Genomic DNA, 26481 nt, shown 5'->3' on the forward strand with positions numbered 1-26481 from the left:
CCTGGGCAGAGTCCTGGGGCGGCTGGAGCCGGGGGTGCAGGGGGCGAAGCCCCCGCCGGGGTCCGGGGCGGAGCCCCAGGACGGGACCCCTCACCCCAGCGAGACGGGTGGGCGGGTGGGCAAGCGGGGGTGCAGGGGCGGAGCCCCTTGCCGGGGCCGGGGGCGGAGCCCCGGGGGAGAGCCCTGAGTTACCAGGGGCTCTCAGAAGCCGAGGCGGCGCAGCTGCTTGGGGTCCCGCTGCCAGTCCTTCGCGACCTTCACATGCAGGTCGAGGAACACCGGTGTCCCCAGCAACGCCTCGATGTGCTTGCGGGACTTGATCCCGACCTCCTTCAGCCGCTTGCCCTTGGGGCCGATGATGATGCCCTTCTGGCTCGGACGCTCGATGAACACGTTGGCGTGGATGTCGAGCAGCGGCTTGTCCGCGGGCCGGTCCTCACGGGGCAGCATCTCCTCCACCACCACCGCGATGGAGTGCGGAAGTTCGTCCCGCACACCCTCCAGCGCCGCCTCCCGGATCAGCTCGGCCACCATGACCTGCTCGGGCTCGTCCGTGAGGTCGCCCTCGGGGTAGAGCGCGGGCCCCTCGGGCAGCAGCGGGACGAGCAGGTCGGCCAGCAGGTCCACCTGCTTGTTCGCCGTCGCCGACACCGGCACGATCTCCGCCCAGGTGATCCCCAGTTCCTTGCCCAGCTGGTCGACCGCGATCAGCTGCTCGGCGAGCGCCTTGGAGTCCACCAGGTCCGTCTTCGTGACGATCGCGACCTTGGGCGTCTTCTTGATGCCGGCCAGTTCCTTGGCGATGAACCGGTCACCGGGGCCGATCTTCTGGTCGGCCGGCAGGCAGAAGCCGATCACGTCGACCTCGGCCCAGGTGGTCCGTACGACGTCGTTCAGCCGCTCTCCCAGCAGCGTGCGCGGCTTGTGGAGGCCCGGCGTGTCCACCAGGATCAGCTGTGCCTCCGGGCGGTGGACGATGCCCCGCACGGTGTGCCGCGTCGTCTGCGGCCGGTTCGAGGTGATCGCCACCTTCTGCCCGACCAGAGCGTTCGTGAGGGTGGACTTGCCCGCGTTGGGGCGGCCCACGAAGCAGGCGAAGCCGGCCCGATGGGAAGCCGCGACGGACTGCTCGGATGACTGGTTGCGAACGCTCATGGCGCCCATTGTCCCTGATCGACAAGCCCTGTCTGTACCACCGGTGGTACGGGCCGCCCCGGCCGGAGACCCGGCCGGGGCGGCCCGTGGTCAGTCGGCGAGGCCCAGCCGGGCACGATCCCGCTGCTGGTTGATGAAGACCATCGACAGGGCGCCCACGGCCAGCAGCAGCACGGCGGTGAGCACGAAGGCGTGGGTGAAGCCCAGCGCGCTCGTGGCCGCCGAGCCGACCAGGAAGCCGGTGACGGCGGGAGCGAACAGGCCGCCGGTGCTGAGCAGGGCGTTGGTCACCTGCAGGACGGCGCCGCGCTGGCCGACCGTGGTCATCTCGGCCGCGACCAGGTAGGTCACCGCGAACAGGGCCGGAGCGGTGCCGAATCCGAAGGTGAAGGCGACGATGCGCACGGTGTCGTCGGGGACGAGGGCGCCGAGGAGCAGGGTGAGACCACTGAAGACGGTGGCGGAGGAGAGGACGACCCCGCGCGAGACCCGGGTCGGGACACCGCGGCCGTCGAGGACCTGGGTGATCCAGCTGAGCCCGACCGTGGCGACGGTGCCCCAGAGCGCGGGGAACACGATCATCGATCCGGCCTGCTGGGTGCCGTACCCCATGACCTTCTCGTAGTACGTGGGGAGCCACGACGTGGCCAGGGCGAAGGTCCAGTAGCCGAGGAAGGAGCAGAGCACGGCGAGGAGCCACGACGGGGTGAGGAAGGAACGCCGGTACTTCACGGGCCGCGCGACGGGAGCGGTGCGGCCGGGTTCGACGGGCGCCGTCCCCTCCATCTCGTGCTCGGCCCGCTCCGAGGTGTAGGGCCCCTCCTTCCCCAGCACCAGCCACAGCGCCGCCCACACCACGCCGATGAACGCGAGGAAGACGAAGGTCGCCTGCCAGCCGTAGTCGGCCGCGATCCAGGAGAGCACGGGCGCGAAGCAGACGATGCCGAGCGTCACGCCGGAGGCGGCGAGAGCCGCGGGCGTGGCCCCCTTCTTCTTCGGGAACCACTGGTAGACGGCGTGCATCATCATCGGGGCCAGCGGGCCCTCGCCGGCGCCCAGCAGGACCCGGCTGAACCAGAGGGCGGGCAGCGACGCGAAGACGAAGACCGGCACCTGGGCGAAGGCCCAGATGAGGCACAGGGCCAGCAGGATCCACTTCGACTTCACACGGTTGGCGATGGGCGCGGCGACCAGCTGGGCGACACCGAACAGGAAGAACACCGCGCTGCCGAGCAGACCGAACTGCTCGGGGGTGATGTGCAGATCCCGCATCACCGGTACGGCGACGATGCCGAGGATGGCCTTGTCGGCCCAGCTGATCATCATCAGGACCAGCAGCAGGACGGCCGTCAGCCAGCCGTAGGACGTGCGCTTCCTGGGGGTCCAGTGGCGGGGGTCCGCGGGGTCCGGAACCGATGGGGCCGATGGCGGCGTGGCGAGGTGTTGCGTCATGGAAGCCTCCGGAGCGGAGACGGTCGCGAACGGACCGCTGGGAGCGAAGAGGGAGGGGCGGAGCCGCCGGCGGGCTGCCGACGGCTCCTGGAAGCCGTGACCCGCGCCCGTCGGCGGGCACGGGGCCGGTACGGGACGCGAGGCCTGAACCTTGGCCGGACGGGACGGAAAGGGCCGCGCGGCCGGGAGACGGCCGGACGGGGCGAGAGGGCCGGCTGGGACAGAGGGGCCGGCTGGGACAGAGGGCCGGACGAAACGGAGAAGGGGTGGCGCGGTGGTCAGGACCGCGGCGTGACCCGGACGGGCAGGGAGGCGAATCCGCGCAGGACGTTGTGGGTCAGCGGGACCGGCTCGCCGGTGAGTTCGATCGTGTCGACGCGGGCGGCGAGGGCTTTGAGTACGAGCTCGATCTCGAGCCGGGCGATGGGCTGCCCGACACACTGGTGGAGCCCCATGCCGAACGCGACGTGGCCGGACGCCTGCCGGTCCAGGTCGTACGTGTCGGCGTTCGCGCCCCACTTGCGCGGGTCGCGGTTGGCGGCGCCGATGAACAGCAGCACCTTGGCGCCCGCCGGGATGTGGACGCCGCCCAGCACGCCGGGCGCCGTGGTCGTCCGGTGGAACTTCTGGAACGGGGACTCCAGGCGCAGCGCCTCGTCCACGGCGAACTTGGCGAGGGAGGGATCCTCGCGCAGTGCCGCCCACGCCCGGGGCGTGCGCGCCAGGCAGGCGAGGGTGTTGCCGATCCCGAAGACGGTGGTGTCGACCCCCGCGGACAGTAGGGCACGCACCAGGAGCGCGGCCTGTTCGGCGGTGATCAGACCGTCCTGCACGCGGTCCCAGACGCGCGCCCCGAAGCCGGTGTCGTCGAGGTTCTCCCGGGCGCAGTTGCGCAGGATCGCGGCGCTGTGCTCGTCGGCGTGGGCGAAGGCCAGGTCGAAGATCTCGTTCTGCGGGCCGAACGCGTTGAAGACCATGTTGCCGTAGGGCAGCAGGTTCTCCCGGCCCTCCTGGGGGATGCCGACCGCGTCGGGGAAGACCCGCAGCGGATACTTCTCCGCCAGGTCCTTGACCACGTCGAACTCGCGGCGGGCGACGAGCTCGTCGGCGATCTCCTCAGCAGGTCCGGTGAAACGTTCCCGCAGCGGCCGTACCGTCGCCGGGTTGATGACGCCGGTCAGCGCGCGCCGCATGACCGTGTGGATTGGCGGGTCGGACTCCAGGATGCTCGGCGGGCGCCATCCCGCGTCCTCGCGGATGTCGCGCGGGCCGAGACCGCCGGAGGAGCAGTACGTCTCGAAGTCGGTGAGGACCTCGTAGACCTCCTCGAAGCCGGCGACCGCGTACGCGCCGCACTTCTCCAGCCAGGTCACGGGGCCGGCCTCGCGCATCCGGGTCAGCATCGGGTAGGGGTCCGCGATGTTCGCCGGGGAGAAGGGGTCGTCCGGGAGCGTGACGACGCCGTCGGCAGGTGCGATGGTCATGAAGGGAACCTCTTTCGGTGCCGGTCTGTCACAGATCGAGGACGAGTCGGCCGCAGCCCGCCGCCGCACGGGAGACGCAGATCATCATGGTCGCGCCCCCGTCCTGGTCGTCCTGGGTGAGCACCGCGTCCCGGTGCTCCGGCTCGCCCGAGACGACGGTGGTCTCGCAGGTGCCGCACAGCCCCTGCCGGCACGAGGACAGCACGCGGACACCGACGTCCTCGACCGCCTCCAGGATCGTGCGGTCGGTGGGCACCGAAACGGTCTTCCCGCTGCGTGCGAGTTCGACCTCGAACGGTTCGGCCACGGACCCGGGGCCCAGCGCGGTCGCCGCGAACCGCTCGGTGTGCAGCGAGCCGGGCGGCCATCCCATGCACAGGTCCTCGACCGCGCGCAGCATCCCGCCCGGCCCGCAGGCGTACACCAGCATGTGGGCCCGGGGCAGGGCCAGCACGCCCGCCAGGTCCATGCGGCCGCGCTCGTCCTCGGCGACGATGTCGACCCGGTCGCCGTACGTACCGACGAGCCGCTCGGCGAAGGCCATGCTGCCGCGCGACCGTCCGCCGTAGACCAGGCGCCAGTCCTTGCCCGCCTCCGCCGCCCGCTCGATCATCGGGATGATCGGGGTGATGCCGATGCCGCCGGCCAGGAAGAGGTACTTCCGGGAGTCCCTGACCGGGAAGTTGTTGCGCGGCTCGGAGATCTCCAGCGTGTCGCCGGGGCGTACGTTCCCGTGGATCCAGCGGGAGCCGCCCCGCGAGCCGGGGACGTCGAGGACGGCGACACGCAGGTGCGACAGGTCGTCGGGGGAGGAGCACAGGGAGTACTGCCGCACGTACTGGCCGCCGAGGTGGACGTCGATGTGGGCGCCGGGCTCCCACGGCTGGAAGGGCGACCCGTCCGGGGTCACGAGGACCAGGGAGACGACACCGTCGGCGATCCGGTCCACGCGTTCCGCGATCACCTCGCGGGTGCTGGGCCCGACGCCGCGGCGGTCCGCGCGCGCACTGAGTCCGCCCATCTGAAGCCTGCTTTCTCACGTGGTCCTCGGGGGCCGGGCGAACCGTGTCGCACCGGTGCGGGAATGTTAGGTAGCGCGGAGCGCCTTTCCCCGGGGCTTTCCACTCAGTAGAAACCGCTATGGGCGCCCTGGTCGACGTGTCCCTGCTCACCGCTGCTCCGACCTGCGGCTTACCGGAATTTCCCGAGGGCTTTCCTTCGCCTCCCACGGGTCGTACTGTGCGGTTTCATGAGCTCTCAGGACAAGCGGCCCACCGAGTGGGAGGCGTTGCCGGCGGGATCCGCGGAGGCGGCGCCGAAGTCCGTCGCCGCCCGTGCGCTGAGGATCCTGGACACCTTCGACTCCGAGCACTACGAGCTGTCCCTGAGCGACATCTCCCGCCGCAGCGGGCTGCCGGTGGCCACCTGCCACCGGCTCGTCCGTGAGCTCGTCGAGTGGGGCGGCCTGCTGCGGACCGGTGGCCGGTACCGCATCGGCCACAAGCTGTGGTCCCTGGGGCTGCTGTCCGAGAGCCACCACGGCCTCGCCGAACTGGCCGCCCCCTACATGCACGACGTGCTGTTCCTGACCAAGCACGTGGTCAACCTCTTCGTCCTCGACGGCGCCCACGCCCTGCTGCTCGAACGGATCTCCGGGACCCAGCCCGGTCCAGCCCTGCACCGGGTGGGCGACCGCCTCGCCCTGCACGCCAGTGCCGGAGGGAAGGCGTTCCTCGCCTACGGACCGCCGGAACTCGCGCGGGCCGCCCTGGCCAACCCGCAGCGGCTCACCCCGCACACCGTGATCGACCCGACCCGGCTGCGCCGTGAACTCGAACAGGTCCGTCGCAAGGGGTACGCCATGACCCTGGAGGAGGCGGTCGAGGGGGCGCACGGGATCGCGGTGCCGGTCACCGCAGCCGGCGGCGGAGTCATCGCGGCCCTCGGCGTGGTCACCGTCGGAACGCGCCCCAGACCGGCCGGGATCGTCCCGGTCCTGCAGATCGCCGCCCGGAGCATCGCCCGGGAGGCGGGCCGCCTGGCCGCGTAGCGCGGCGGCCGAGCGAGGCGAGGGCCCGCACCCTGCCGCCGGGTGCAGGCATGTACACGTTCGCGGTGGATTGCCTCGGCGGTGCGGCGGTTCGCCCGGGTCGGGCGCCGGTGTCCGCGTGGGATGGGCGCTTCACAGGGACGGGGGCGCGCGGCCGAGCGTCGTCGGTGCGGGCATCCGCCTGGCGTCTTGGCGTTACGGGAGTTCGTGCGGGGCAGGCATACGCCCGGGACGCGGGGCCTCGGTGGTGCGGGAGTTCGTGCGGCGCGGGCATACGCGCGGGACGCGGGCGTCGGCGGTGCGGGGGCCGGCGGTGCGGGCATCGCCCGGGTCGAGCCTCGGCGGTGCGGAGGTTCGGGCGGACCGGCGTTCGCGGCGTGGGTGCTCGCGGGGCGGGTGTCCGCGGAAGGGCGCTTGCGGTGCGGGTGTCCGCCGGGCGGGCGTCATGACGCCCGGGCGCGTGCGCCGCGGGGGCCGCGCGAGGTCGGCGATTCGCGGTACGGACCCCGGTAGGACCTCGCGGGGCCGGCACATCGCGCGCGGCTGGTGTCGTAGGGCGGCGGATCCGGCGGCGGAGCCTGCGGCTCACGCCCCGCCGGTCAGCAGCAAGGGCAGGCCGATCAGGGCCGTGGCGGCCGTCGTCGCCGCGGTCAGGGCCATCGCCGCGGGCGGCGGAGGCGCGGTCTCCCGGCGCATGCCACCGACGAGGAAGGTCACGGCCGTGGCCGTGGCCGCGCAGACCGCGGCCGCCCAGCCCAGCGGAGAGGAGCCGCTCGCCGCCGTGTGAACGAGCAGCAGCGCACCCACCGTCTGGGACATGGTCGTCCGCCGCCAGGCGAGGCGGGTGCGCTCGGGTTGCAGTCCCGGATCCCGCCGCCTCACGCGGGCCCGCCGGCCCAGACCAGCACCGTGGTGAACGACGCGATCGCCGTGATCACGGTCGCCAGCACGGGCAGCAGCCAGGAGCCGGGCAGCGGCGCGTCACGTCGGATCGCCCGCTGGACGCGCCGCCAGTGCGGATAGGCCCCACCCGTGATCACGACGGCCAGCAGCGCGCACACGACCGCGAGCAGTTCCCGCGCGTGCGGGATCGTGAAGGCCGGTACCAGCTGCCGCACCGCCACCGCCGCCGCGAGCAGGCTGACACCGGTGCGGATCCAGGCCAGGAAAGTGCGCTCGTTGGCGAGCGTGAACCGGTAGTCGGGTTCCCTCTCCCCGCCGTCCCTGCCGTCCCCGCCTTCGCGTCCCCGGCCACTGTCCGAGCCCATGCCGTTCTCCCGCTTCCTTCCCGTGCCGTTCCACACCCGTCGGCACCCGCCGACACCCACGTACGCCCGTTCAGGTCCCCGCGCGGACCGCCGGGTCCGTGGCGACGGAGAACCGCGCGCCGCTCGTGGCGACGTCGATCGGGCCGTCGTACGTCGACGCGGCCTCGGCACGCCAGTACTGGGCGTCCGCCAACCCCGCGAAGTGGGACAGCACCAGGCGCCGCGCGCCGGCGGCCTTGGCGATCCGGCCCGCCCCGGCCGGCGGGGTGTGCGAGTTCTCCTGGTGGGCCAGGAAGGCCGCGGAGAAGCCACGGCTGCGGTAGAAGCCGAGGTTGACGGCCTCGTGGACGAGGATGTCGGTGCCTTCGGCCAGCCGGGCGAGGTTCGCCGATTCGGCCGTGTCTCCGGAGAACGTGATCGACCCGTACGCGGAGTCGAACCGGTAGGCGAGGGCCGGGTGCACGGGCGGGTGGTCCACCAGGACGGCGGTCACCGTGATCCGCTCGTCGGCGTAGACCTCGAACGGCTCCCCGGCGGCCGCCGAGCCCCTGGCCGGGGCGGCCACCTCCGAGGCACGCACCAGGTCCGCCAGCGGCGGCCGGTCCTCGTCGCCCGCCCGGATGGCGATGTCGTAGGAGAACGCGTCCAGCACGGAGGCCACGAGGCGGTCCGTACCGGCGAGATGCCGGGTGCCGTCGTCCGGGTCGGGGCCGGGTCCGATGATGTCGACCGGGGTGGAGAAGCCGTTCACCGGCCGCCCCCAGTTCCACAGCAGGAACCCCGGGAGCTCGATCACGTGGTCGGAGTGCAGGTGCGTGATGAACCCCGCCCGGAACCGCTGCCCCCGCAGACCGGCCTCGCCCGCGGCGCGGGTGCAGCCGATGCCGAAGTCGACCAGGTAGAAGACGTCGTCGACGACGACCGCGCTGGCGATGCCGTGCTCGGGGCCTCGGATGGCGGGCCCGGCGGCGACGCCGAGCGTGATGAGGTCCATGCCGCGCTGTGCGGACGTGGTGTCGGTCACCGACGCTGTCCTTCCGGTACGGGAGCCGCCTCGTGCGGTGCCGGGGTGTGGTGGGGACGGGCGTTGACGGTCCGGGGTTCGAGGTACTCCTCCAGTCCCCAGCGTCCGCGCTCACGTCCGAGGCCGGAGGCCTTCCAGCCGCCGAACGGGGCGTCCGGCTCAACCTGGGTGTGCTGGTTGATCCAGACCGTGCCGGCCTCGATCTCCGCCGCCACCGCGTGGGCGCGGTCCAGGTCCGGCGACCACACCGAGGCGCCGAGCCCGAAGTCCTGTGCGTTCAGGCCGTCGATCGTCGTCCGGAGGTCGTCGTAGGCCACGACCGGCAGGGCGTTGCCGAACTGCTCGGCGTCGACGAGGTCCATGCCGACCTCGGCGTCCGTGACGATCGTCGGTTCGAGGAAGTGACCGGGCAGGTCGCAGCCGCGTCCGCCACCCGCCGCGACCCGCGCCCCGGCGGCGACGGCACCGTCGACCAGGCCGCGGACGATGCCGTGCTGGGCGGCCGAGTGCATCGGGCCCATGGTCGACCCGGCCGCCACCCCGTGGCCGATCCGGTGCCGGGCGACGGCCTCGGCCATGGCCTCGACCAGTTCGTCCCGCAGGCCGCGCGGCACGAAGACCCGCTTGACGGCCATGCACACCTGCCCCGCGTTGCGGAAGGCCGAACCGACGATGCCGGACGCGGTCGTCTCGACGTCCGCGTCCGGCAGGACGATCGCGGGGTCGTTCCCGCCGAGTTCCAGGGTGACGCGCTTGACCGTGGCGGCCGCCTGGGCGGCCACCGCGGTGCCGACCTCCGTCGACCCGGTGAACGAGATCTTCCGGACGCCGGGCAGGGCGCTCAGCGCCACGTTGACCGCGCGGCCGGGGCTGGTGCGGTACTGCAGCACACCGGCGGGCAGGACCCGGTTCATGAGGTCGACCAGCGCCATGGTGGACAGCGGTGTCGTGGCGGAGGGCTTGGCGATGACGGTGCACCCGGCGGTCAGCGCGGGGGCGAGTTTCACGCACAGCAGGGAGATGGGGAAGTTCCACGGCGTGATCGTGCCGACCACGCCCACGGGCCGGTAGTGCACCTCGACCGTGCGGTCGGCCCGGTCGGGCAGCCTCTCCACCTCGTCCCAGGCGAGTGCGGCGTAGTGGTCCAGCAGTGCGGCGCCGACCCGGAACTCGCCGACGGCCTCGGCCAGGACCTTGCCCTGTTCCAGGGACAGCAGCCGTCCGAGTTCGTCCTCGTGGGCGCGGACGAGGTCCGCGCACGCGTGCAGCGCGGCCCGCCGGGCAGAGCGGTCCGCGGCCCACGCCGGTGCGGCGGCCCGCGCGGCGGCGATCGCCTGCCGTACCTCGCCCTCGCCGTGCACCGGGGCCCGGCCGACCGGCTCCAGCGTGGCCGGGTCGTGTACGGCGTACGTCTCTTGGGCCATCGGCGTGCTCCTGGTCGGGGGAGGGGGACGGGATGTCACGATCCCCGCAGGTCACACCTTGGGCAAGCAGGTCATCCACTCAGTGGAAAGCGGACCGTGCCACGGCCGCCGGCTCACCCTCGGCGCCGCGGAGTTTTCCACAGGGTGGAAAGTGGGCTTGTCACGGACGCCGCTTCACCCGGAGGCTCGGCCCGCGGACCCCTGGTCATTCGTCATCCGTACATTCCGCCGACGAACAAGTGAGAGCCATGACGAACAACACGCAGTCGCCCGTGGTCGTGACCGGGGTCGCCTCCGGTATCGGAGCGGCGGCCGCCCGCCTGCTCGCCGGCAGGGGCCTGCCCGTCGTCGGAATCGACCGGTCGGTGCCCGAGTCCTTCGCGGGGACCTTCGTCCGGGCCGACCTGTCCACGCCCGCCGGCGCGCACACGGCCGCGGGGAGCGTACTGGCCGCCGCGCCGGACGGGCTCGCGGGGCTCGCCAACATCGCCGGGGTGCCCGGAACGGCGCCCTGGCGGACGGTGCTCGGCGTCAACGTCTTCGGCCTGCGGGAACTGACCGCCGCTCTCGCACCGGCGATCCGGGAAGGAGGCTGCGTCGTCAACCTCTCCTCGGCCGTGGCCACCGGCTGGGCGCGGAACCTGCCCGCGGTACGGGCCTTCGCCCTCGCCGCCGACACCGAGGCGGCGCTCGACGCCGTGGCCCGGGACGAGAGCGTCACCGGCCACTCCTACCGGTTCTCCAAGGAGTGCGTGCGGTACCTCACCGAACACCTCGCGGCCGAGTACCTGCCCCGCAGGGTCCGGGTGACCTCCGTCAGCCCGGGCCCCGTGGCCACCCCGATCCTCGACGACTTCAAGCGGGACCACGGCGTCGCCAAGGTCGAGGGAGCCGGCGCCCTGCTCGGACGGTTCGGGGAGCCGGCGGACATCGCCCGTGTCGTGGCCTTCCTCCTGAGCGACTCCGCGGCCTGGATCAACGGCACCGACATCCGCGTGGACGGCGGTCTGACGGCCTACCGCACCGTCCAGGAGGCCTCCGGGGCGGCCCCCACCGACTGACCCGTGCCCCGCGACCACGCGCGGCCCGCCACCGGACCCCGCCCGGCGGGCCGCAGTCGTCCTGTCCCGGCGGGCCTCAGCCGTCCTCGCCCGCGGGCCGGGTGAGCCGTACGGTGCCGTCGGGTCCGGCCAGCAGAACCGGCGTCTTCGCACCGCCCAGGTCGCGTACGGCGGCCAGGTCCTCCGGGGCGATCTCCTCCGCCTCGCCGACCACCGCCGCCGCCTCCAGCGACGTCGCCCCGGACGCGACGGCCATCGCCACCGCCGTCCGCAGGGCGCTCAGCCTCAGTGAGGCGAGGTTCACCGACCCGGCGACGTACGTACGCCCCGTCTCGTCCCGTACGGCCGCGCCCTCCGGCACACCGTTGCGGGCCCGTGCCGAACGGGCCAGAGTGACGATCTTGAGGTCCTCGGGATCAAGCGCGTTGGTCTCGGTCATGCCCCGAGCATAGGAGCAGCCCCGGCTGCCGCGGAGATCACCCCGGCAGCCATGGCGTCCCCGACGCTCACGCCCGGTCGAGCCGCAGCCGCTCCGCGCGCGGCAGCCCCGCCACCACCAGGTCGTAGGAGTCCTCGACGAGTTCGCGGACCAGCCGGTCCGGCAGCCCGGCGTCCACCGTGACCGTGTTCCAGTGGCGCTTGTGCATGTGCCAGCCGGGGACGATCAGGCCCTCGTACTCCGCGCGCAGCCGGACCGCGTCCTCCGGGTCGCACTTGAGGTTGACCTTCAGCGGCCGGGAGTCCAGGGCCGACAGCGCGAACAGCTTGCCCCGGACCCTGAAGACCGAGGTCCGCAGGTCGAAGGGGAAGTCCTCCGCCACCGCGTTGAACGACAGGCAGAGGGCGCGCAGCTCCTCGGGGCTCACTCCGGCTTCCCCTCCCCGTCCCCGGTGGGCGCCGCCGGGTCCACCGGCTCCGCGAGCACGGTCACGATCTTGTTCCGCCGTCCGGCCGCCGCCTCCGCGGTCAGCCGCAGCTCGCGGCCGTCGGGCAGCTCCACGACCGACGACGCACCCGCGATGGGCACCCGGCCCAGGGCCTTGGCGAGCAGCCCGCCGACCGTCTCCACGTCCTCGTCGTCGTACTCGTCCAGGCCGTACAGCTCGCCCAGGTCCGTGATGTCCAGGCGCGCGGTGACGCGGTAGCGGTCGTCGCCGAGCGGTTCCACCGGCGGCAGCTCGCGGTCGTACTCGTCCGTGATCTCGCCGACGATCTCCTCGAGGATGTCCTCGATGGTGACGATGCCGGCCGTGCCGCCGTACTCGTCGATGACGACGGCGACGTGGTTGCGTTCCTTCTGCATCTCGCGCAGCAGGTCGTCGGCGTTCTTCGTGTCCGGCACGAAGACGGCCGGGCGCATCGCCGTCGACACCAGTTCGCTCTCGGCGTCCCGGTTGATGTGCGTCCTGCGGACCAGGTCCTTCAGATAGACGATCCCGACGATGTCGTCCTCGCTCTCGCCGGTGACCGGAATCCGCGAGAAGCCGGAGCGCAGCGCCAGCGTGAGGGCCTGCCGGATGGTCTTGTACCGCTCGATCACCACCAGGTCGGTGCGCGGCACCATGACCTCGCGCACGAGGGTGTCGCCCAGCTCGAAGACCGAGTGCACCATGCGCCGCTCGTCGTCCTCGATCAGCGACTCCTGCTCGGCCAGGTCGACCATGGCGCGCAGTTCCGCCTCGGAGGCGAACGGGCCGCGCCGGAACCCCTTGCCGGGGGTCAGCGCGTTGCCGATGAGGATCAGCAGCGACGGGATCGGGCCGAGCACCCGCGCGAGCGGCACCAGCACGTACGCCGCCACGGTCGCCGTGTTCAGCGGGTGCTGGCGGCCGATGGTGCGCGGGGAGACCCCGACGGCCACGTACGAGACGAGCACCATGACCGCGATGGCGACGACCAGCGCCTGGGCCGTGCCGGAGAACGCCTCCAGGCACGCGTAGGTGACCAGCGCGGCGGCCGCCATCTCGCAGGTCACGCGCACCAGCAGCGCCAGGTTGAGGTAGCGGGTCGGGTCGGCGGCGATCTGGGCCAGCTTGGCGCTGCCGCGGCGGCCCGCCTTCACGGCCTCCTCGGCACGGAAGCTGGACACCCGCGCCAGGCCCGCCTCCGCGCAGGCGGCGAGCCAGGCGACGACGACGAGCGCGATCGCGCCGACGACGATCTGAGGGCTCATCGGCGGGTTACGAGACGGTGGGCGCCGGGGACGGGCCGTGCAGGCCCTGCTCGGCGCGCCAGCCGTCCACGATCGCTGCCTGAAGACCGAACATCTCGGCCTTCTCGTCCGGCTCCTCGTGGTCGTAGCCGAGCAGGTGCAGCACGCCGTGGACGGTGAGCAGCTGGAGCTCCTCGTCCATGGAGTGCCGGGTCGGGGCCTCGGCGCCCTGCTTCGCGGCGACCTCGGGACAGAGCACGATGTCGCCGAGGAGGCCCTGCGGGGGCTCGTCGTCGTCCTTCGACGGCGGCCGCAGCTCGTCCATCGGGAACGACATGACGTCCGTGGGGCCCGGCAGGTCCATCCACTGGACGTGCAGCTGCTCCATGGCGTCGGCGTCCACGACGATCACCGAGAGCTCGGAGAGCGGGTGGATGCGCATGCGGGTGAGTGCGTAGCGGGCGATGTCGAGGATCGCCCGCTCGTCGACCTCGGTTCCCGACTCGTTGTTGACGTCGATCGACATGGTGGTGCTGGTCTACTTCCCCTTGTGCCCGTGTCCGTGCGCGTGCCCGGCCCTGGCGTGGCCGCCGGACTTGTTGGGTGCGCCGTTCTCGGTGCCGTGCTTGCTGTCGTACTTCTCGTACGCGTCGACGATACGGCCCACGAGCTTGTGCCGTACGACGTCGTGCGACGACAGCCGGGAGAAGTGGACGTCCTCGACCCCCTCCAGGATCTCCTGCACCTGCCGCAGCCCGGACTTCTGGCCGTTGGGCAGGTCCACCTGCGTGACGTCTCCCGTGATCACGATCTTCGAGTCGAAGCCGAGCCGGGTGAGGAACATCTTCATCTGCTCGGGACTGGTGTTCTGGGCCTCGTCCAGGATGATGAAGGCGTCGTTGAGGGTGTTGTGCGTCAGCAGATGGTCCTGCGTGACGTACAGGGAGTCCTCGGCCGCCACCTGGATGCAGACGCACTCCTCCCGGCCCGCCGGCTCGATGCTGTCGATGAACCGCATCGGACGTCCGCCGCCACCGGCCGCCTGGTACCGGTCCCGCTTGCGGGCAAGGCGGAAGGGCTCGATGCCCTCGGGGAGACGGATGTCGACGACGTGGGCGTCGCGACGGTGGGCGACGTCCCGCCCCTCCGCGCGGCCCGGACCGCGCCCCTCGGCGGCCCTGCGACGGCTGTGGGCGACGCCGCCCAGTGACTGCACCAGAGCGATCACATCGTCACGGAGCAGGATGGATGTGGTCGTGTACTGGACGCGACAGGTGCGGTTCTTCTGGACGACGGGGCCGCCGTCGGAGTCGAGCAGCCCCTGCAGGACCGCCAGCCGTACCTCGGCCGAGTTGAAGAGGTAGTCGTCGGGGACGAAGTTGCTGTACGAGCGCGTCCGCAGCAGGTCCAGCCGGCGCAGAACGCCGGTGACCGGGTTTTCCAGGGTGACCACGTCGCCAGCGGCCTTGTCCCGGTCGAGGACGTAGTCGGGCCCGCCGCGATGCCGTACCGAGACTCCGGGAAGGGCCGATTGCAGGGCCGACGCCAGTTCCGGGTCCGCGGTGGCGAAAGAGGGGGTGGTGGAGCCGGTCAGGCATCCGTCGCCCAGCAGGAGCCCCAGCGCATAGGGGTCCATCGGTACTTCACGCTCGGGGAAGCACACCGGTGCCGTGAGCATCGGCAGCTCGTATCGGCGCGCGTGCGCGGCACGCAGGTTGCCGATCATCTCCTGGGTCTCCAGGACCCGCCACGGCTTGTCGCGGCGCTTGTCGTCGCGCGTCCTGACCGTCCACAGGTGCTCGCCGCAGCACAGGGTCCAGGAGCCGTCCTGGGCGGTGACACGGTAGATGTCCTTCTCGCCCTGCGGATAAACGCCCAGGACCGGGGTCGGCTCGCCGGCGGAGCCGATGACGAGGTCACCGACCTGAAGATCGCCGATCGGGCGCCAGCCGTCCGGCGTCAGCACGTTCGTGAAGCGCGGTTGTGCGCGGCCGCGCATGTAGGCGAGCGGTGCGACCTCGATCGTGCCCGCCGCCATCAGACGCGGGATGGAGTCCGGGTCGAGCATGTCGTGCAGCGCGTCGTACAGCGGGCGCAGGTACGGGTCGATCTTCTCGTAGAGCGTGCCGGGCAGGAAGCCGAGGCGCTCGCCGGCCTCGACCGCGGGACGGGTCAGGATGATGCGGTTGACCTGCTTGGACTGCAGCGCCTGCACCGCCTTGGCCATGGCCAGGTAGGTCTTGCCGGTGCCGGCGGGGCCGATACCGAAGACCACCGTGTGCTTGTCGATCGCGTCGACGTACCGCTTCTGGTTGAGCGTCTTGGGACGGATCGTGCGGCCGCGGGAGGACAGGATGTTCTGCGTCAGGACCTCGGCCGGGGTCTCCTGGCCGTCGCTCTCGCCGTTCTCGCTGGCCTTGAGCATGGCGATGGAGCGTTCCACAGCGTCCTCCGTCATCGGCTGCCCGGTGCGGAGCACCAGCATCATCTCGTCGAACACGCGCTGGACCAGGGCGACGTCCGCCGGATCGCCGACCGCGCTGATCTCATTGCCCCGGACATGGATGTCGGCCCCCGGGAAGGCCTTCTCGATCACGCGCAGGAGAGAGTCGCCTGACCCCAGGACGGTCACCATGGGGTGCTGGGCGGGGACGGTGAACTGTGCTCTGGCCTGCCCCTGCGCGGGGGTCTTGGCTGCGGGTGTCTGAGTCATGGGCCGGCGCTGAAGGCCTGCGGTTCCTCCTCGTCACGGCCGCACACGTCAGGGCGGCCTCGCGCTTCCCAGGGTACGACGGGGGAGTGCCGACGCCGTAGGGCTTTTCGGCGACCTGGGCGACCTGGGCGACCCCGGCGACCCTGATGGGACCGGCGACCCCGGCGGACCCGGAGCCGCGTCAGTCCGGCACGGGCGACGCGGCGGCCGCCGTCCCCGTCTCCCGCTGGGCCCGCAGCAGGTCCCGGAACCAGTGGTAGGACGCCTTCGGGGTGCGCTCCAGCGTCTCGTAGTCGACGTGCACCAGGCCGAACCGGCGGGCGTAGCCCTCCGCCCACTCCCAGTTGTCCAGCAGCGACCACACGAAGTAGCCGCGCACGTCCACGCCCGCCTCCAGGGCCCGGTGCAGGGCGCGGAGGTGTCCGTCCAGGTAGGCGATGCGGTCCTGGTCGTCCAAGCCCTCGTAGGAGCACCCGTTCTCGGTGATGACGACGGGCGGGAGCCGGTCGCCGTAGCGGTCGATCAGGCCGGTCAGCAGCTCGGTCAGCCCCTCCGGGACCACGGGCCAGCCGAAGTCCGTGACCGGGTGGCCCTCGATCTCCCGTACCGAGAAGGGCAGTTCGGCGGGCAGGGTGAGACCGCCGAACTCGATCTCCTCGCCGCGAGGGGCGCCCACCCGGCTCGGGGCGTAGTAGTTGACGCCGTACCAGTCCAGGGGCTCGGCGATGATCTCCAGATCCGAGGCCAGTTCCCCGGGGGTGCCCGGCATCAGCTCGCCCAGTCCCCCGGGGTAGCGGCCGAGCAGCAGCGGGTCGGCGAACAGGCGGTGCAGCAGCAGGTCGTAGAGGCCGGCCGCCTCGACGTCCGCCTGTTCCCCGGAGGCCGGCCGGACGGGACTGTGCGAGTTGGCGATGCCGATGTCCGCGGCCCCGGCCGCGCGCAGCGCCCGGACGGCCAGGCCGTGGGCGAGCAGTTGGTGGTGGGCGGCCGGGAGCGCGTCGAACAGCAGCCGCCCGCCCGGCGCGTGCACACCCAGGGCATGGCCGAGCAGGGTGTGCTCGGCGGGCTCGTTGAGCGTGATCCACTTCGGCACGCGGTCGCCCAGGCGCTCGGCGACCACGGACACATGGTCGGCGAACCGCGCGGCCGTGTCCCGCTCCAGCCAGTCGAGGCGGGCCGGCAGGTCCCAGTGGAACAGGGTGGGGACCGGGCGGACGCCGGCCGCGCACAGGTCGTCGACCAGGCGGTCGTAGAAGTCGAGGCCGCCGGCGGAGTCCACCCGGGGCCAGGAGACGGAGAAGCGGTACGCGCCGACGCCGAGGCCGGCCAGCAGCGCCACGTCCTCGCGGTGGCGGTGGTAGTGGTCGCAGGCCACCGCCGCCGTCGAGCCGTCCTTGATCCGTCCCGGCCCGGCCGAGAACGTGTCCCACACGGACGGCTCCCGCCGGTCGGCCGCCCCCTCGATCTGGTGGGCCGAGGTGGACACGCCCCACAGGAAGCCGGCCGGGAACCGGGGCATCGGTTTCGTCGCCATGGGCGGATCATCCTTACCGTCGGTAACGGAAGTCAACGCCCGGGTGGGGAAAAGGGCCTCACGCGCCCTCCTTGAGCACGCGGGAGATGAGCTCGCGCTGCTCCCCGGTCAGCCGGGGGTCGGCCGCGTACACCGTCCGGCCGTCCACGGTGATCTCGTAGCTGAAGCCGTCGGGCACCCCGGCCGGCGGCGCGGCCTTGCCGCCCGCCAGCGCCCGCTCGGCCAGGTCCCGCCACTGCGGGGCGTCGGGCCGCCCCGAGACGTCCACCTCGGCGCGGCGCTCGATGCCCGCGAACCCTCCTGTGCGCCTCACTCGAATCAGCATGGTCCGTGTCTAGTACGGAACTACAGCGTCCGCACCCCCACCTGCTCCCAGGCCTTGCGCATGGCCTCGAGTTCGCCGCCGTCGGAGCCGTACCGCTCCCGCGCGGCCCGCACGGTGAGCGTGGCGAAGTCCGCGAACTGCGCGTCCTCGTGCAGCTCGCCGCCGGTCAGCACGTCGTACCAGAGCTGCCCCGCCTTCTCCCAGGCGTGGCCGCCGAGCGCCGTGGCGACCAGGTAGAAGGCGTGGTTGGGGATGCCGGAGTTGATGTGGACGCCGCCGTTGTCGCTGCCGGTGTGGACGTAGTGGTCCATGGTGGCCGGCTGCGGGTCCTTGCCGAGGACGTCGTCGTCGTACGCCGTGCCGGGTGCCTTCATGGAGCGCAGCGCGGTGCCGCTGACGCCCGGGGCCAGCAGCCCCGCGCCGATCAGCCAGTCGGCCTCGGTGGCCGTCTGGCCGAGCGTGTACTGCTTGATCAGCGAGCCGAAGACGTCGGAGAGCGACTCGTTGAGCGCGCCGGACTGCCCGAAGTAGGCCAGGTTGGCGGTGTGCTGGGTGACGCCGTGGGTCAGCTCGTGGCCGATGACGTCCACCGGGATGGTGAAGTCCAGGAAGATCTCGCCGTCACCGTCGCCGAACACCATCTGCTCGCCGTTCCAGAAGGCGTTGTTGTAGTTCCTGTCGTAGTGCACGGTCGCGTCCAGCGGCAGTCCGCTGCCGTCGATCGAGTCGCGCCGGTAGGCCGTGAGGTACAGCTCGAAGGTGGCGCCGAGGCCGGCGTAGGCGCGGTTGACCGTGGCGTCCCCGCCGGGGTCCTGGCCCTCGCCGCGCACCTTTCTGCCGGGCAGTCCGGTGCCGTGCCGGGCGTCGTAGACGGTGCGGTGCGGATGCCCGTCCCGTCTGCCGGCGGGCGCGGCGACGGCGGGCGCGCCGATGACGGTGGTCAGCCGCCGCCGGGTGCGCTCGAAGGCGTCGCGCTCCAGGGTCCGGCGGGCGGGTCCGGAAAGCGCGGGGTCCTCGTTGCGGGCCAGGCGGTCGAGGACGTGCGGCGGCACGATGGTGCAGAAGACGGGCTCGAAGCCCCCGGTGGTCGTCATGTCCGGAACCATTGCACTGCGTGGCCGCGATGTCACTACCCGCAACCATGATTGGTGAAATATCGGGGCAAGGGGTCCGTCCGTCCGTCACGGAGTGATAGGTGGAGAGAGGTCGGGGCGCGTGACATCGCGCACTTTTTGCCCCGTTTGCCCCTTCGGTTTCGCATACTGGGACGGGCCCGCGCATCCGGTGCGGCTCGGCTAGGCTGCGGACCATCATGCGTTTCGGGCTGCTTCTCCTTAGCTGCCGCGGCGAGGGCCTGTAGTCGAGGCCGACCCCCTCCCCGCGGAGTTCGGCGTTGCGCCGTCGGCCGTTCTCCGGCACCCGCGGACCCGCGGATCTCACGAGGAGCCCACGCCACCATGGTCAACCGTCAGCAGCCCAGTTCCATGCCGATCCACAAGTACGGCCGCTACGAGCAGGTCGACATCCCCGACCGCACCTGGCCCGGCCGCCGGATCACCGCCGCCCCCCGCTGGCTCTCCACCGACCTGCGCGACGGCAACCAGGCCCTGATCGACCCGATGTCGCCCGAGCGCAAGCGCCGGATGTTCGACCAGCTGGTCGCGCTGGGCTACAAGGAGATCGAGGTCGGCTTCCCGGCCTCCGGCCAGACCGACTTCGACTTCGTGCGCTCGATCATCGAGGAGGAGGGCGCGATCCCCGAGGACGTCACGATCTCCGTACTGACCCAGGCCCGCGAGGACCTGATCGAGCGGACCGTGGAGTCCCTGAAGGGCGCCCGGCGCGCCACGGTCCACCTCTACAACGCCACCGCCCCGGTCTTCCGCCGGGTCGTCTTCCGCGGCTCCAGGGACGACATCAAGCAGATCGCCGTCGACGGCACCCGCCTGGTGATGGAGTACGCCGAGAAGCTGCTGGGCCCCGAGGCTGACGGCACGGCGTTCGGCTACCAGTACAGCCCCGAGATCTTCACCGACACCGAGCTGGACTTCGCCCTGGAGGTCTGCGAGGCGGTCATGGACGTGTACCAGCCGGGCCCGGGCCGCGAGATCATCCTCAACCTGCCCGCCACGGTGGAGCGTTCGACGCCGTCGACGCACGCGGACCGCTTCGAGTGGATGCACCGCAACCTGTCCCGCCGCGAGTACGTCTGCCTGTCGGTCCATCCGCACAACGACCGCGGCACGGCCGTCGCCGCCGCCGAGCTGGCGCTGATGGCCGGCGCCGACCGCGTCGAGGGCTGCCTGTTCGGCCAGGGCGAGCGCACCGGCAACGTCGACCTGGTCACCCTGGGCATGAACCTGTTCTCGCAGGGCGTCGACCCGCAGATCGACTTCTCCGACATCGACGAGATCCGCCGTACGTGGGAGTACTGCAACCAGATGGAGGTCCACCCGCGCCACCCGTACGTGGGCGACCTGGTCTACACGTCCTTCTCCGGCTCCCACCAGGACGCCATCAAGAAGGGCTTCGACGCGATGGAGGCCGACGCGAAGGCCAAGGGCGTCACGGTCGACGACATCGAGTGGGCGGTGCCGTACCTGCCCATCGACCCCAAGGACGTCGGCCGGTCCTACGAGGCCGTCATCCGCGTCAACTCGCAGTCCGGCAAGGGCGGTGTCGCCTACGTCCTGAAGAACGACCACAAGCTGGACCTGCCGCGCCGGATGCAGATCGAGTTCTCGAAGATCATCCAGGCCAAGACGGACGCCGAGGGCGGCGAGGTCACGCCGAAGGACATCTGGGCGGCCTTCCAGGACGAGTACCTGCCGAACCCGGACAACGCCTGGGGCCGCATCCAGGTCAGGACCGGCCAGTCGACGACGGACACCGACGGGGTCGACACCCTCACCGTCGAGGCCACCGTCGACGGCGAGGACACCGTCCTCACCGGCTCCGGCAACGGTCCGATCTCGGCCTTCTTCGACGCCCTGCACTCCATCGGCGTCGACGTGCGCCTGCTCGACTACCAGGAGCACACGATGAGCGAGGGCGCCTCCGCCCAGGCCGCCTCGTACATCGAATGCGCGATTGACGACAAGGTCCTGTGGGGGATCGGCATCGACGCGAACACGACACGTGCGTCGCTGAAGGCCGTCGTCTCGGCCGTCAACCGCGCGGCGCGCTGACCGCTCTGACCGGTGCTTTCGGGGCCCCGGCCGCCTGCTGAGGCGGCCGGGGCCCCGTCGTGTGCCCGGCGAGTATCGGCCAGTCGGCTACCCAGGTCACGGAAAGGTCTCGTCCAGGGTGCTGACGACACCTCGACAATGTGGCTAACATCACGCCAGCGCGGCGATGTTGCCGTGCCGTTACGGAGGTGGGACGTGCTGCCAGTACGGGGACGAAACGGCCGTGTCACCACGCTTGCCAGACTGCTGGGCACCCGCACCGCGTGGACGCCGGTCGGCGACGGCGAGTTCTTCTGCCCCGGCTGCGGCGGGGACCGCAACTACCAACGGCTGACCGGGCGTCGGCGCTTCACCGTCCTCGGTGTCCCGCTGCTGCCGCGCGGCACCGCGGGGCCCGTGGTCGAATGCGCCGCCTGCGGCGGGCACTTCGGCACGGACGTCCTGGACCATCCGACGACCAACCGCTTCTCCGCGATGCTCCGCGACGCCGTGCACACCGTCGCCCTGGCGGTGCTGTCCGCGGGCGGGACCAGCTCACGCACGGCACTGGAGACCGCCGCGGCCACGGTCCGCGCGGCCGGCCTGGCCGACTGCACCGAGGAGCAGCTGGCCGCCCTGGTGGAGGCGCTGGCCGCGGACACCGGGCGCGCCTACGAGGACCGGCCGTGCGGCGCGGGCCTGGCCATAGAGCTGCACGAGGCGCTGGACCCGCTCGCCCCCCACCTGGCCCCCGCGGGCCGGGAGTCGATCCTCCTCCAGGCCGCCCGCATCGCCCTGGCCGACGGCCCCTACACCCCCGCCGAGCACGACACCCTCGGCACCGTCGGCGCGGCCCTGACCATCTGCACCAGCGACGTGACCCGCCTCCTGACGGAGGCCCGCACCCCGTCGTAGCACCCGCTGTCCGGCTGGACCCAACCTCTCCCACAGGGGCGCGGGAGAGGGAGTTCGAGGCCACAATCGTCCTGCCGGTAGGGGTTGGCGGGCGAGGGGGAGCGTGTGAGGCTCGGCATGCGCTGGGCGCTGGCGGCGGCGCTGAACGTGATGGCATTCGCGGGGGTCTTCCTGCTTTTTTACGCGGCCGATGTGCCCTTGCTGCCGACATCCGACGACAATCGTGTGGCTGTCGGAGTCGCGGCGGCCACCGTGGCGGCGACGGTGGGCGGCACATGGGGCGCGTGGTGGGCACCGCGCATCTCCGGGACCCGGACCGGGCCGTCCCCGACCGATGAGACGGGGACCAGGACTCCCCGGACCGACGTGCGACTGGAGATGCGGCACGCGACGGTCACCGTGCACGGAGCCTCCCCCGCGGCGTCCGTCCGTCTCCCCGTTCGCATGGGCGACCTGCCCCGCGAGCCTGTCGGCTTCCAGCCCCGAGAGGACCTGGTGGCGGAGCTCGCCCGCGTCGCCGAGGGGAACGGGCTGACCGTCGTCCACGCTGTCACCGGAGCCCGCGGCGTCGGCAAGACCCAGCTCGCCGCCGCGTACGCCCGGCGCCGCATCGAGGAGGGCTGGCCCGTGGTCGCCTGGATCACGGCGGAGAGCAGCGGCCGGCTCACGTCCGGACTCGCCGAGCTGGCGGAGCAGCTGGGGGTGCGTGAGGCCGGTGACGACACGGTGTCCGGAGCTCAGGCGGCGCTCATCTGGATCGTGCGCAATCCCGACCCATGCCTGCTGGTCCTGGACAACGCCACCGACCCGGACGAGGTGGCACGCTGGCTGCCGACGGCAGGCCGGGCGCAGGTGGTGGTGACGACCACGGCCCAGGCCTTCGAGAACATCGCCGGAAGCGGCCGGCTGAGCTACACCTCCATCAGCGCGCGCAGACGCCTGGGCGCCGCCTACGCGTCCCTCGGCCTGGGGTGGCGCCATGCCGTCCTTCAGAAGCGGCTCCTGGATGAGCTGACGGAGAAGTTCGGTCCCGACCATCCCGACGTGCTGTGGCAACGGGACTGGTGGTCTCACGCCCTGCGCTGCGCGGGCCGCTGGCGCAAGGCACTGCAGGTGGCCCGAGATCGTGTCGCCGACTGCGAGCGGCTGTACGGCCCCGACCACCTGTGGACGTTCGACGCGCGCCGCCTCGTGGCGGTCACGGCCCGCCGTACCGGGCGGGTCCGCATGGCCCTCGCCGAGTGTTCGCGGCTGACCGACGACCTGCCTCGCGTCCACGGCCCCGACCATCCCCTGACTCTCATGGCGCGCGGTCACCTCGCCTACGCCACCCTCTGGTCCCTTCGTCCTCACCGGGCCACGGCGCTGTGCGACACGCTGCTCGACGACAGGGCCCGCGTCTTCGGTCCCGACAGCGTCCAGGTCAAGCGGCTCGCCCGCCGCCAGGCTCTGCTGTGCCTGCTCACCGGCCACCCGCGCCGGCTGCGCACCGCTCTGCGCATGAGTGCCAGGTCCAGGTGAGAAGTGGTGCGCGGTGAGCGGGCCTCGCACAAGGATCGCGCCGACGATGGGCGACGCCCTGCTCGTATGCCCGCTGGGCCACTGGGGAAGGAGTGGGGGTGTCGCTACGTCGGGTACACCGCGGGGACGTCGTGGCAGACGTGGAGCGTACGGTGGTTGGAACAGTTGCGAGGCAGGCACGCTGCCCGGGCGGGGGACGAGAGAACCACACGGAGGTGTGCATTGTCGGCCGGCGCGGTGGTGATCGGTGCTGGGGTAGCGGGACTCACCACAGCGGTGTGTCTGGCGGAGTCCGGAATGGACGTACGCGTGGACACGGATCGGTCCCCGGGTGAGACGACCTCGGCAGCCGCGGGCGCAATGTGGGATCCGTACCTGGTTGAGCCCGCTCACCTGGTCGACCGATGGAGCCGTGTGACCCTGTCGGTGTTGAACACGCTGAGCTCCGACGCGGACACGGGGATCCGGCTGGTGGAAGGAACTCACGAGTCCCGGGTTTCCCGCGGGATGCCGGAGTGGGGCAACCTGGTCGAGGCACGCGTCTGTGAACCCGGTGAACTCCGCCCGGGTTTCCTGTCCGGGTGGCGTTATCGGGCTCCCGTCGTGGACATGCCCCGATATCTGCGCTATCTGACTGGCCGGCTTGAGCGGGCCGGCGGTCACCTTCGCCGTCACCGTTACAACACGCTCGAAGAAGCGACGCACGAGGCGCCGGTGGTCGTCAACTGTTCGGGTGCGGGGGCCCGGTCGCTGGCGGCGGACGCCTCGGTCGAGGCGGTGCGTGGCCAACTGACAGTGGTGGAGAACCCGGGTATTACGTCGTTCTTCTGCGACGACACCCCGGGGGCTGAGGAGCTCACCTACATTTACCCGCACTCCGACGCCGTGGTCCTTGGGGGGACCGCGGCGTCCGGGGACTGGGATCTGCGCCCTGACGAGGCCGCGGCTCAGGGGATCGTTGAGCGCTGCGTCGCGGTAGAACCGTCCCTCGCGGGTGCCCGGGTACTCGAGCACCGGGTCGGGCTGCGGCCGGTGCGTGAGGAGGTGCGGCTCGAGCAGGAGCGTCGCAGGGGCACACTGCTCCTGCACAACTACGGTCATGGCGGAGCTGGACTGACCCTGTCGTGGGGGTGCGCCCGTGAGGTCGCCGAGCGGGTTCGCAAGGCGACCGGACTCATTCCCTGATCTGCCACTGCCGACGCTCCGTGATTCCCCTCTCCGAGCCTCTGCGGAAGAGGTACAACCAGGTCCGCATCGCCAGCGCCACAGCCAGGGCGGCGGTCCACGGCCAGCTGGTGGTCCTCGTCGCCACGAGCGCTGCACCGAGTACCGGCGAGACGGCAGTGAATACCATCAAAGCGATTTCGCTCCGGCTCCGGCGAAATCGGGAAGCGATGGAAAATTCGGAATGCTCGTACCAGGCGATCGCGGCGCTCAGTACGACGGCCAGGACCATGGTCGTCCATGGATTGCTGCTCACCTGGGCATAGATGACGGGAAGTGAGATCACGAAGGGTAGGACGCCGCCGTACTCGGACAGCACATTCCCCCACTTCATGATCTTGCCGAATGAGTTCGAGCGTATTCGAGCCAGCTCGCCGGAGGCGCTCGCGTACACGATCAGAGAGAGAACCGTGCTGAAGGTCGCCAGGATGAGCAGCAGGCGTACATCATCAGGGAAGCGTTTCGACGCGAAAGACAAGCCCAGGAGGAACGTCACAGCGGCGAGAATGGAACCGGAGAATGCTATGCCCGCTGCGGCTTCCCCGGACTGCAGGGTCGCTGGATCATCCCGCTCGAAACGTGCGATTTCGAATGCGGGCGCACCGGATAGAGTCACCAGCGCCGTCACGGCGTGGTCGGCGGGTGCCAAGGATTCCACGAGTTGTTCCCGAGCGCTTACGGGAACGAGATGTCGCGCATCCGGATCAATATATTCCACGCGCATTGTGTGCTGGAAGTGAATGGGAAGCGCGTCATCTGTATCGCTGGTGTGCATGGCCCGAGTTCCTATGAAGCCGCACGCCAGTAAGAGGCCTGTCGCCGCCGGCTGCTCGGTGTTCGCCATGGCGGAGACCAGTGGCGGTTCGCCCGACGTTCGGGGAACCTGCTGCAGCATCTCGGCCAGGAGTCGTGATGCCACGCCCTTCCGGCGCATCCCGGCCCGGACCGCGATCACGGACAAGTGCACGTGTTTCGGAGAAGGCATCTCTGCTGCGACGCAGCCCACCAACTCGCCCGAGGATTCAGCCACTCGAACCAGATTGCGCCCGAGGGCGTCAGCAAGGAGGGCCGACGACGGCACGACAGCCGCATCGCAAGTATCGGACAACAGGGTGCGGAGCTGGGCGAGATCACCGGGGTGGGCCATCCGGGTAGACCATGCAGCCATGTCCATGGGTTCCGTTCAGCCGGTCGGAGTGTGGGGGGATCCTACAGATCGGACGTGCGATGTACAGGGGCTGCAGTCCCGCCTGCAGTCCATCGATTGGTGATCTTTGTCGCTTGCCCTGGCCTGTAGCCCGGCTTGTATAGTCGCCGCGCCGCGACGGACACGTCGGAAGGGGATACCGCGCCCGTGAACGGGGATCACGAGCAATTCGCCGGACGTGAGGAGCCGTGGGACGAGCGGGCCGCAGGTGTGCTGCGGCTGCCGTCCGGCCGGTCGGTGCGCGGGAGAGGTCTGAGGCGAGCCCTCGATCCGGGTGTGCCTACCCCGTCGTACGGCGTCTATCTCCTTGGCAGGCAACCCCCGGACCTCCCCTGGGAGTCCCGCTGGCTGCGCTGGCCCGACTTCCGCCTCCCGGCGGACCGGGCCACCGCCCGCGCGGTCCTCACCGAAGCCTGGCGTCGCGCCGTGACAGAGCGCGTCGAGATCGCCTGCGGCGGCGGTCGCGGCCGCACCGGTACGGCACTGGCGTGCCTCGCGGTCCTCGACGGCGTACCGCCCGAGGAGGCGGTGGCCTACGTCCGGGCCCACTACGACCGGCACGCGGTGGAGACACCGTGGCAGAAGCGGTACGTACGGAACTTCACGCCGCCGCGGTGACCAGCGAGGGCACCTTGCTGTCCCTGACGGCGACGACGCCGGAGCCTCCGCAGGCGACTTCGGCGCAGTCGCCGCCGTTTCCGTCGCCGTAGCTGCTCTTGCCCTCGCGGAATTGCGGCCCGTACTCGAGAAGGTGGCCCGAGGGGCTCAGCGCCGCGACGACCCATGCGAACGCCGGCAGTCGCGG

The 26481-nt window shown here is 71.4% G+C and carries 25 protein-coding genes; 7 read left to right on the forward strand and 18 right to left on the reverse strand.

What is annotated here, in order from left to right:
• Nucleotides 1-201: 201 nt before the first annotated feature.
• The 4 genes from era to ACIOWN_RS00400 form a co-directional block, all read right to left on the reverse strand.
• Nucleotides 202-1155 (reverse strand): GTPase Era, encoded by a 954-nt coding sequence (gene era, locus ACIOWN_RS00385; protein WP_362347321.1) that lies wholly within the window; start codon nucleotides 1153-1155, stop codon nucleotides 202-204.
• A 90-nt stretch (nucleotides 1156-1245) separates the two neighbouring features.
• The gene (locus ACIOWN_RS00390; protein ID WP_362347323.1) at nucleotides 1246-2607 is read right to left on the reverse strand and encodes an MFS transporter; all 1362 of its coding nucleotides are present in this window, start codon (nucleotides 2605-2607) and stop codon (nucleotides 1246-1248) included.
• A gap of 278 nt (nucleotides 2608-2885) precedes the next feature.
• The gene (locus tag ACIOWN_RS00395) at nucleotides 2886-4091 is read right to left on the reverse strand and encodes a cytochrome P450 (protein WP_362347325.1); all 1206 of its coding nucleotides are present in this window, start codon (nucleotides 4089-4091) and stop codon (nucleotides 2886-2888) included.
• Between the two features lie 28 nt (nucleotides 4092-4119).
• Nucleotides 4120-5112, reverse strand: a complete 993-nt coding sequence (locus tag ACIOWN_RS00400) for a PDR/VanB family oxidoreductase (protein WP_362347327.1) — start codon at nucleotides 5110-5112, stop codon at nucleotides 4120-4122.
• Nucleotides 5113-5340: 228 nt separating this feature from the next.
• Between ACIOWN_RS00400 and ACIOWN_RS00405 the strand changes: the two genes are divergently transcribed.
• Nucleotides 5341-6141 (forward strand): IclR family transcriptional regulator, encoded by an 801-nt coding sequence (locus tag ACIOWN_RS00405; protein ID WP_362347329.1) that lies wholly within the window; start codon nucleotides 5341-5343, stop codon nucleotides 6139-6141.
• A 585-nt stretch (nucleotides 6142-6726) separates the two neighbouring features.
• Here the strand turns inward: ACIOWN_RS00405 and ACIOWN_RS00410 are convergent.
• From ACIOWN_RS00410 to ACIOWN_RS00425, 4 genes are all read right to left on the reverse strand, one after another.
• Nucleotides 6727-7023: a DUF202 domain-containing protein gene (locus ACIOWN_RS00410; RefSeq protein WP_362347331.1), complete on the reverse strand. Its 297-nt coding sequence runs from the start codon at nucleotides 7021-7023 to the stop codon at nucleotides 6727-6729.
• A complete protein-coding gene (locus tag ACIOWN_RS00415; RefSeq protein ID WP_362347333.1) occupies nucleotides 7020-7409 on the reverse strand; it encodes a DUF202 domain-containing protein in 390 nt (129 codons plus the stop codon). Before ACIOWN_RS00415 ends, ACIOWN_RS00410 begins: the two co-directional genes overlap by 4 nt.
• A 70-nt stretch (nucleotides 7410-7479) precedes the next feature.
• Nucleotides 7480-8433 (reverse strand): MBL fold metallo-hydrolase, encoded by a 954-nt coding sequence (locus tag ACIOWN_RS00420; RefSeq protein WP_401979499.1) that lies wholly within the window; start codon nucleotides 8431-8433, stop codon nucleotides 7480-7482.
• On the reverse strand, nucleotides 8430-9857 hold the full coding sequence (locus ACIOWN_RS00425; protein ID WP_362347336.1) for an aldehyde dehydrogenase family protein: 1428 nt from the start codon (nucleotides 9855-9857) through the stop codon (nucleotides 8430-8432). The genes ACIOWN_RS00420 and ACIOWN_RS00425 overlap by 4 nt, the downstream gene beginning before the upstream one ends.
• 248 nt (nucleotides 9858-10105) lie before the next feature.
• Here ACIOWN_RS00425 and ACIOWN_RS00430 point away from each other — a divergent pair, with 248 nt between their 5' ends.
• Nucleotides 10106-10918, forward strand: coding sequence for an SDR family oxidoreductase (locus ACIOWN_RS00430; protein ID WP_362347338.1), 813 nt, complete (start codon nucleotides 10106-10108; stop codon nucleotides 10916-10918).
• 76 nt (nucleotides 10919-10994) lie between these two features.
• On the opposite strand, the gene ACIOWN_RS00435 is transcribed toward ACIOWN_RS00430, so the two are convergent.
• The 8 genes from ACIOWN_RS00435 to ACIOWN_RS00470 form a co-directional block, all read right to left on the reverse strand.
• Nucleotides 10995-11357 (reverse strand): cytidine deaminase, encoded by a 363-nt coding sequence (locus ACIOWN_RS00435; protein ID WP_362347340.1) that lies wholly within the window; start codon nucleotides 11355-11357, stop codon nucleotides 10995-10997.
• A gap of 67 nt (nucleotides 11358-11424) precedes the next feature.
• Nucleotides 11425-11784 carry an MmcQ/YjbR family DNA-binding protein gene (locus ACIOWN_RS00440; RefSeq protein ID WP_362347342.1) on the reverse strand — a complete coding sequence of 120 codons (360 nt, stop codon included), beginning with the start codon at nucleotides 11782-11784 and terminating at the stop codon, nucleotides 11425-11427.
• Nucleotides 11781-13091, reverse strand: a complete 1311-nt coding sequence (locus tag ACIOWN_RS00445; protein WP_362347344.1) for a hemolysin family protein — start codon at nucleotides 13089-13091, stop codon at nucleotides 11781-11783. The genes ACIOWN_RS00440 and ACIOWN_RS00445 overlap by 4 nt, the downstream gene beginning before the upstream one ends.
• 7 nt (nucleotides 13092-13098) lie before the next feature.
• Nucleotides 13099-13596 carry an rRNA maturation RNase YbeY gene (gene ybeY, locus ACIOWN_RS00450; protein ID WP_362347346.1) on the reverse strand — a complete coding sequence of 166 codons (498 nt, stop codon included), beginning with the start codon at nucleotides 13594-13596 and terminating at the stop codon, nucleotides 13099-13101.
• Between the two features lie 12 nt (nucleotides 13597-13608).
• Nucleotides 13609-15783 (reverse strand): PhoH family protein, encoded by a 2175-nt coding sequence (locus tag ACIOWN_RS00455; protein WP_401979504.1) that lies wholly within the window; start codon nucleotides 15781-15783, stop codon nucleotides 13609-13611.
• 181 nt (nucleotides 15784-15964) lie between these two features.
• Nucleotides 15965-17317, reverse strand: a complete 1353-nt coding sequence (locus ACIOWN_RS00460; protein WP_401979506.1) for a GH1 family beta-glucosidase — start codon at nucleotides 17315-17317, stop codon at nucleotides 15965-15967.
• Between the two features lie 58 nt (nucleotides 17318-17375).
• Entirely contained in the window at nucleotides 17376-17642 is a 267-nt protein-coding gene (locus ACIOWN_RS00465) for a protealysin inhibitor emfourin (RefSeq protein WP_100566924.1), read from the reverse strand.
• Nucleotides 17643-17662: 20 nt separating this feature from the next.
• On the reverse strand, nucleotides 17663-18736 hold the full coding sequence (locus ACIOWN_RS00470) for a M4 family metallopeptidase (RefSeq protein WP_362347350.1): 1074 nt from the start codon (nucleotides 18734-18736) through the stop codon (nucleotides 17663-17665).
• A 363-nt stretch (nucleotides 18737-19099) separates the two neighbouring features.
• On the opposite strand from ACIOWN_RS00470, the gene leuA reads away from it, so the two are divergent.
• From leuA to ACIOWN_RS00490, 4 genes are all read left to right on the forward strand, one after another.
• Entirely contained in the window at nucleotides 19100-20830 is a 1731-nt protein-coding gene (gene leuA, locus ACIOWN_RS00475) for a 2-isopropylmalate synthase (protein ID WP_362347352.1), read from the forward strand.
• Nucleotides 20831-21025: 195 nt separating this feature from the next.
• Nucleotides 21026-21724 carry a TerB family tellurite resistance protein gene (locus ACIOWN_RS00480; protein ID WP_362347354.1) on the forward strand — a complete coding sequence of 233 codons (699 nt, stop codon included), beginning with the start codon at nucleotides 21026-21028 and terminating at the stop codon, nucleotides 21722-21724.
• 105 nt (nucleotides 21725-21829) lie between these two features.
• The gene (locus ACIOWN_RS00485) at nucleotides 21830-23245 is read left to right on the forward strand and encodes a hypothetical protein (RefSeq protein ID WP_401979509.1); all 1416 of its coding nucleotides are present in this window, start codon (nucleotides 21830-21832) and stop codon (nucleotides 23243-23245) included.
• A 240-nt stretch (nucleotides 23246-23485) separates the two neighbouring features.
• On the forward strand, nucleotides 23486-24430 hold the full coding sequence (locus ACIOWN_RS00490) for an FAD-dependent oxidoreductase (protein WP_401980213.1): 945 nt from the start codon (nucleotides 23486-23488) through the stop codon (nucleotides 24428-24430).
• On the opposite strand, the gene ACIOWN_RS00495 is transcribed toward ACIOWN_RS00490, so the two are convergent.
• Nucleotides 24420-25616, reverse strand: a complete 1197-nt coding sequence (locus ACIOWN_RS00495; protein WP_401979511.1) for a GNAT family N-acetyltransferase — start codon at nucleotides 25614-25616, stop codon at nucleotides 24420-24422. The two genes, ACIOWN_RS00490 and ACIOWN_RS00495, sit on opposite strands and share 11 nt — an antisense overlap.
• 207 nt (nucleotides 25617-25823) lie before the next feature.
• Between ACIOWN_RS00495 and ACIOWN_RS00500 the strand changes: the two genes are divergently transcribed.
• Nucleotides 25824-26294, forward strand: a complete 471-nt coding sequence (locus tag ACIOWN_RS00500; RefSeq protein WP_362347360.1) for a protein phosphatase — start codon at nucleotides 25824-25826, stop codon at nucleotides 26292-26294.
• Here the strand turns inward: ACIOWN_RS00500 and ACIOWN_RS00505 are convergent.
• Nucleotides 26278-26475: a DUF397 domain-containing protein gene (locus ACIOWN_RS00505; RefSeq protein WP_401980216.1), complete on the reverse strand. Its 198-nt coding sequence runs from the start codon at nucleotides 26473-26475 to the stop codon at nucleotides 26278-26280. The genes ACIOWN_RS00500 and ACIOWN_RS00505 overlap by 17 nt on opposite strands.
• Between the last annotated feature and the right edge of the window lie 6 nt (nucleotides 26476-26481).

Origin of the sequence: Streptomyces sp. NPDC087787 (genome assembly GCF_044743035.1) — a bacterium.
Taxonomy (GTDB): Bacteria; Actinomycetota; Actinomycetes; order Streptomycetales; family Streptomycetaceae; genus Streptomyces.

What these genes read in the sequence shown, in the direction of transcription:
- ACIOWN_RS00430 (WP_362347338.1), top strand. Translation starts at nt 10,106, where the DNA reads ATGACGAACAACACGCAGTCGCCCGTGGTCGTGACCGGGGTCGCCTCC.
- ACIOWN_RS00415 (WP_362347333.1), bottom strand. Translation starts at nt 7,409, where the DNA reads ATGGGCTCGGACAGTGGCCGGGGACGCGAAGGCGGGGACGGCAGGGAC.
- ACIOWN_RS00400 (WP_362347327.1), bottom strand. Translation starts at nt 5,112, where the DNA reads ATGGGCGGACTCAGTGCGCGCGCGGACCGCCGCGGCGTCGGGCCCAGC.
- ACIOWN_RS00445 (WP_362347344.1), bottom strand. Translation starts at nt 13,091, where the DNA reads ATGAGCCCTCAGATCGTCGTCGGCGCGATCGCGCTCGTCGTCGTCGCC.
- leuA (WP_362347352.1), top strand. Translation starts at nt 19,100, where the DNA reads ATGGTCAACCGTCAGCAGCCCAGTTCCATGCCGATCCACAAGTACGGC.
- ACIOWN_RS00395 (WP_362347325.1), bottom strand. Translation starts at nt 4,091, where the DNA reads ATGACCATCGCACCTGCCGACGGCGTCGTCACGCTCCCGGACGACCCC.
- ACIOWN_RS00405 (WP_362347329.1), top strand. Translation starts at nt 5,341, where the DNA reads ATGAGCTCTCAGGACAAGCGGCCCACCGAGTGGGAGGCGTTGCCGGCG.
- ybeY (WP_362347346.1), bottom strand. Translation starts at nt 13,596, where the DNA reads ATGTCGATCGACGTCAACAACGAGTCGGGAACCGAGGTCGACGAGCGG.
- ACIOWN_RS00435 (WP_362347340.1), bottom strand. Translation starts at nt 11,357, where the DNA reads ATGACCGAGACCAACGCGCTTGATCCCGAGGACCTCAAGATCGTCACT.
- ACIOWN_RS00470 (WP_362347350.1), bottom strand. Translation starts at nt 18,736, where the DNA reads ATGACGACCACCGGGGGCTTCGAGCCCGTCTTCTGCACCATCGTGCCG.
- ACIOWN_RS00390 (WP_362347323.1), bottom strand. Translation starts at nt 2,607, where the DNA reads ATGACGCAACACCTCGCCACGCCGCCATCGGCCCCATCGGTTCCGGAC.
- ACIOWN_RS00495 (WP_401979511.1), bottom strand. Translation starts at nt 25,616, where the DNA reads ATGGCCCACCCCGGTGATCTCGCCCAGCTCCGCACCCTGTTGTCCGAT.
- ACIOWN_RS00425 (WP_362347336.1), bottom strand. Translation starts at nt 9,857, where the DNA reads ATGGCCCAAGAGACGTACGCCGTACACGACCCGGCCACGCTGGAGCCG.
- ACIOWN_RS00455 (WP_401979504.1), bottom strand. Translation starts at nt 15,783, where the DNA reads ATGACTCAGACACCCGCAGCCAAGACCCCCGCGCAGGGGCAGGCCAGA.
- ACIOWN_RS00460 (WP_401979506.1), bottom strand. Translation starts at nt 17,317, where the DNA reads ATGGCGACGAAACCGATGCCCCGGTTCCCGGCCGGCTTCCTGTGGGGC.
- era (WP_362347321.1), bottom strand. Translation starts at nt 1,155, where the DNA reads ATGAGCGTTCGCAACCAGTCATCCGAGCAGTCCGTCGCGGCTTCCCAT.
- ACIOWN_RS00465 (WP_100566924.1), bottom strand. Translation starts at nt 17,642, where the DNA reads ATGCTGATTCGAGTGAGGCGCACAGGAGGGTTCGCGGGCATCGAGCGC.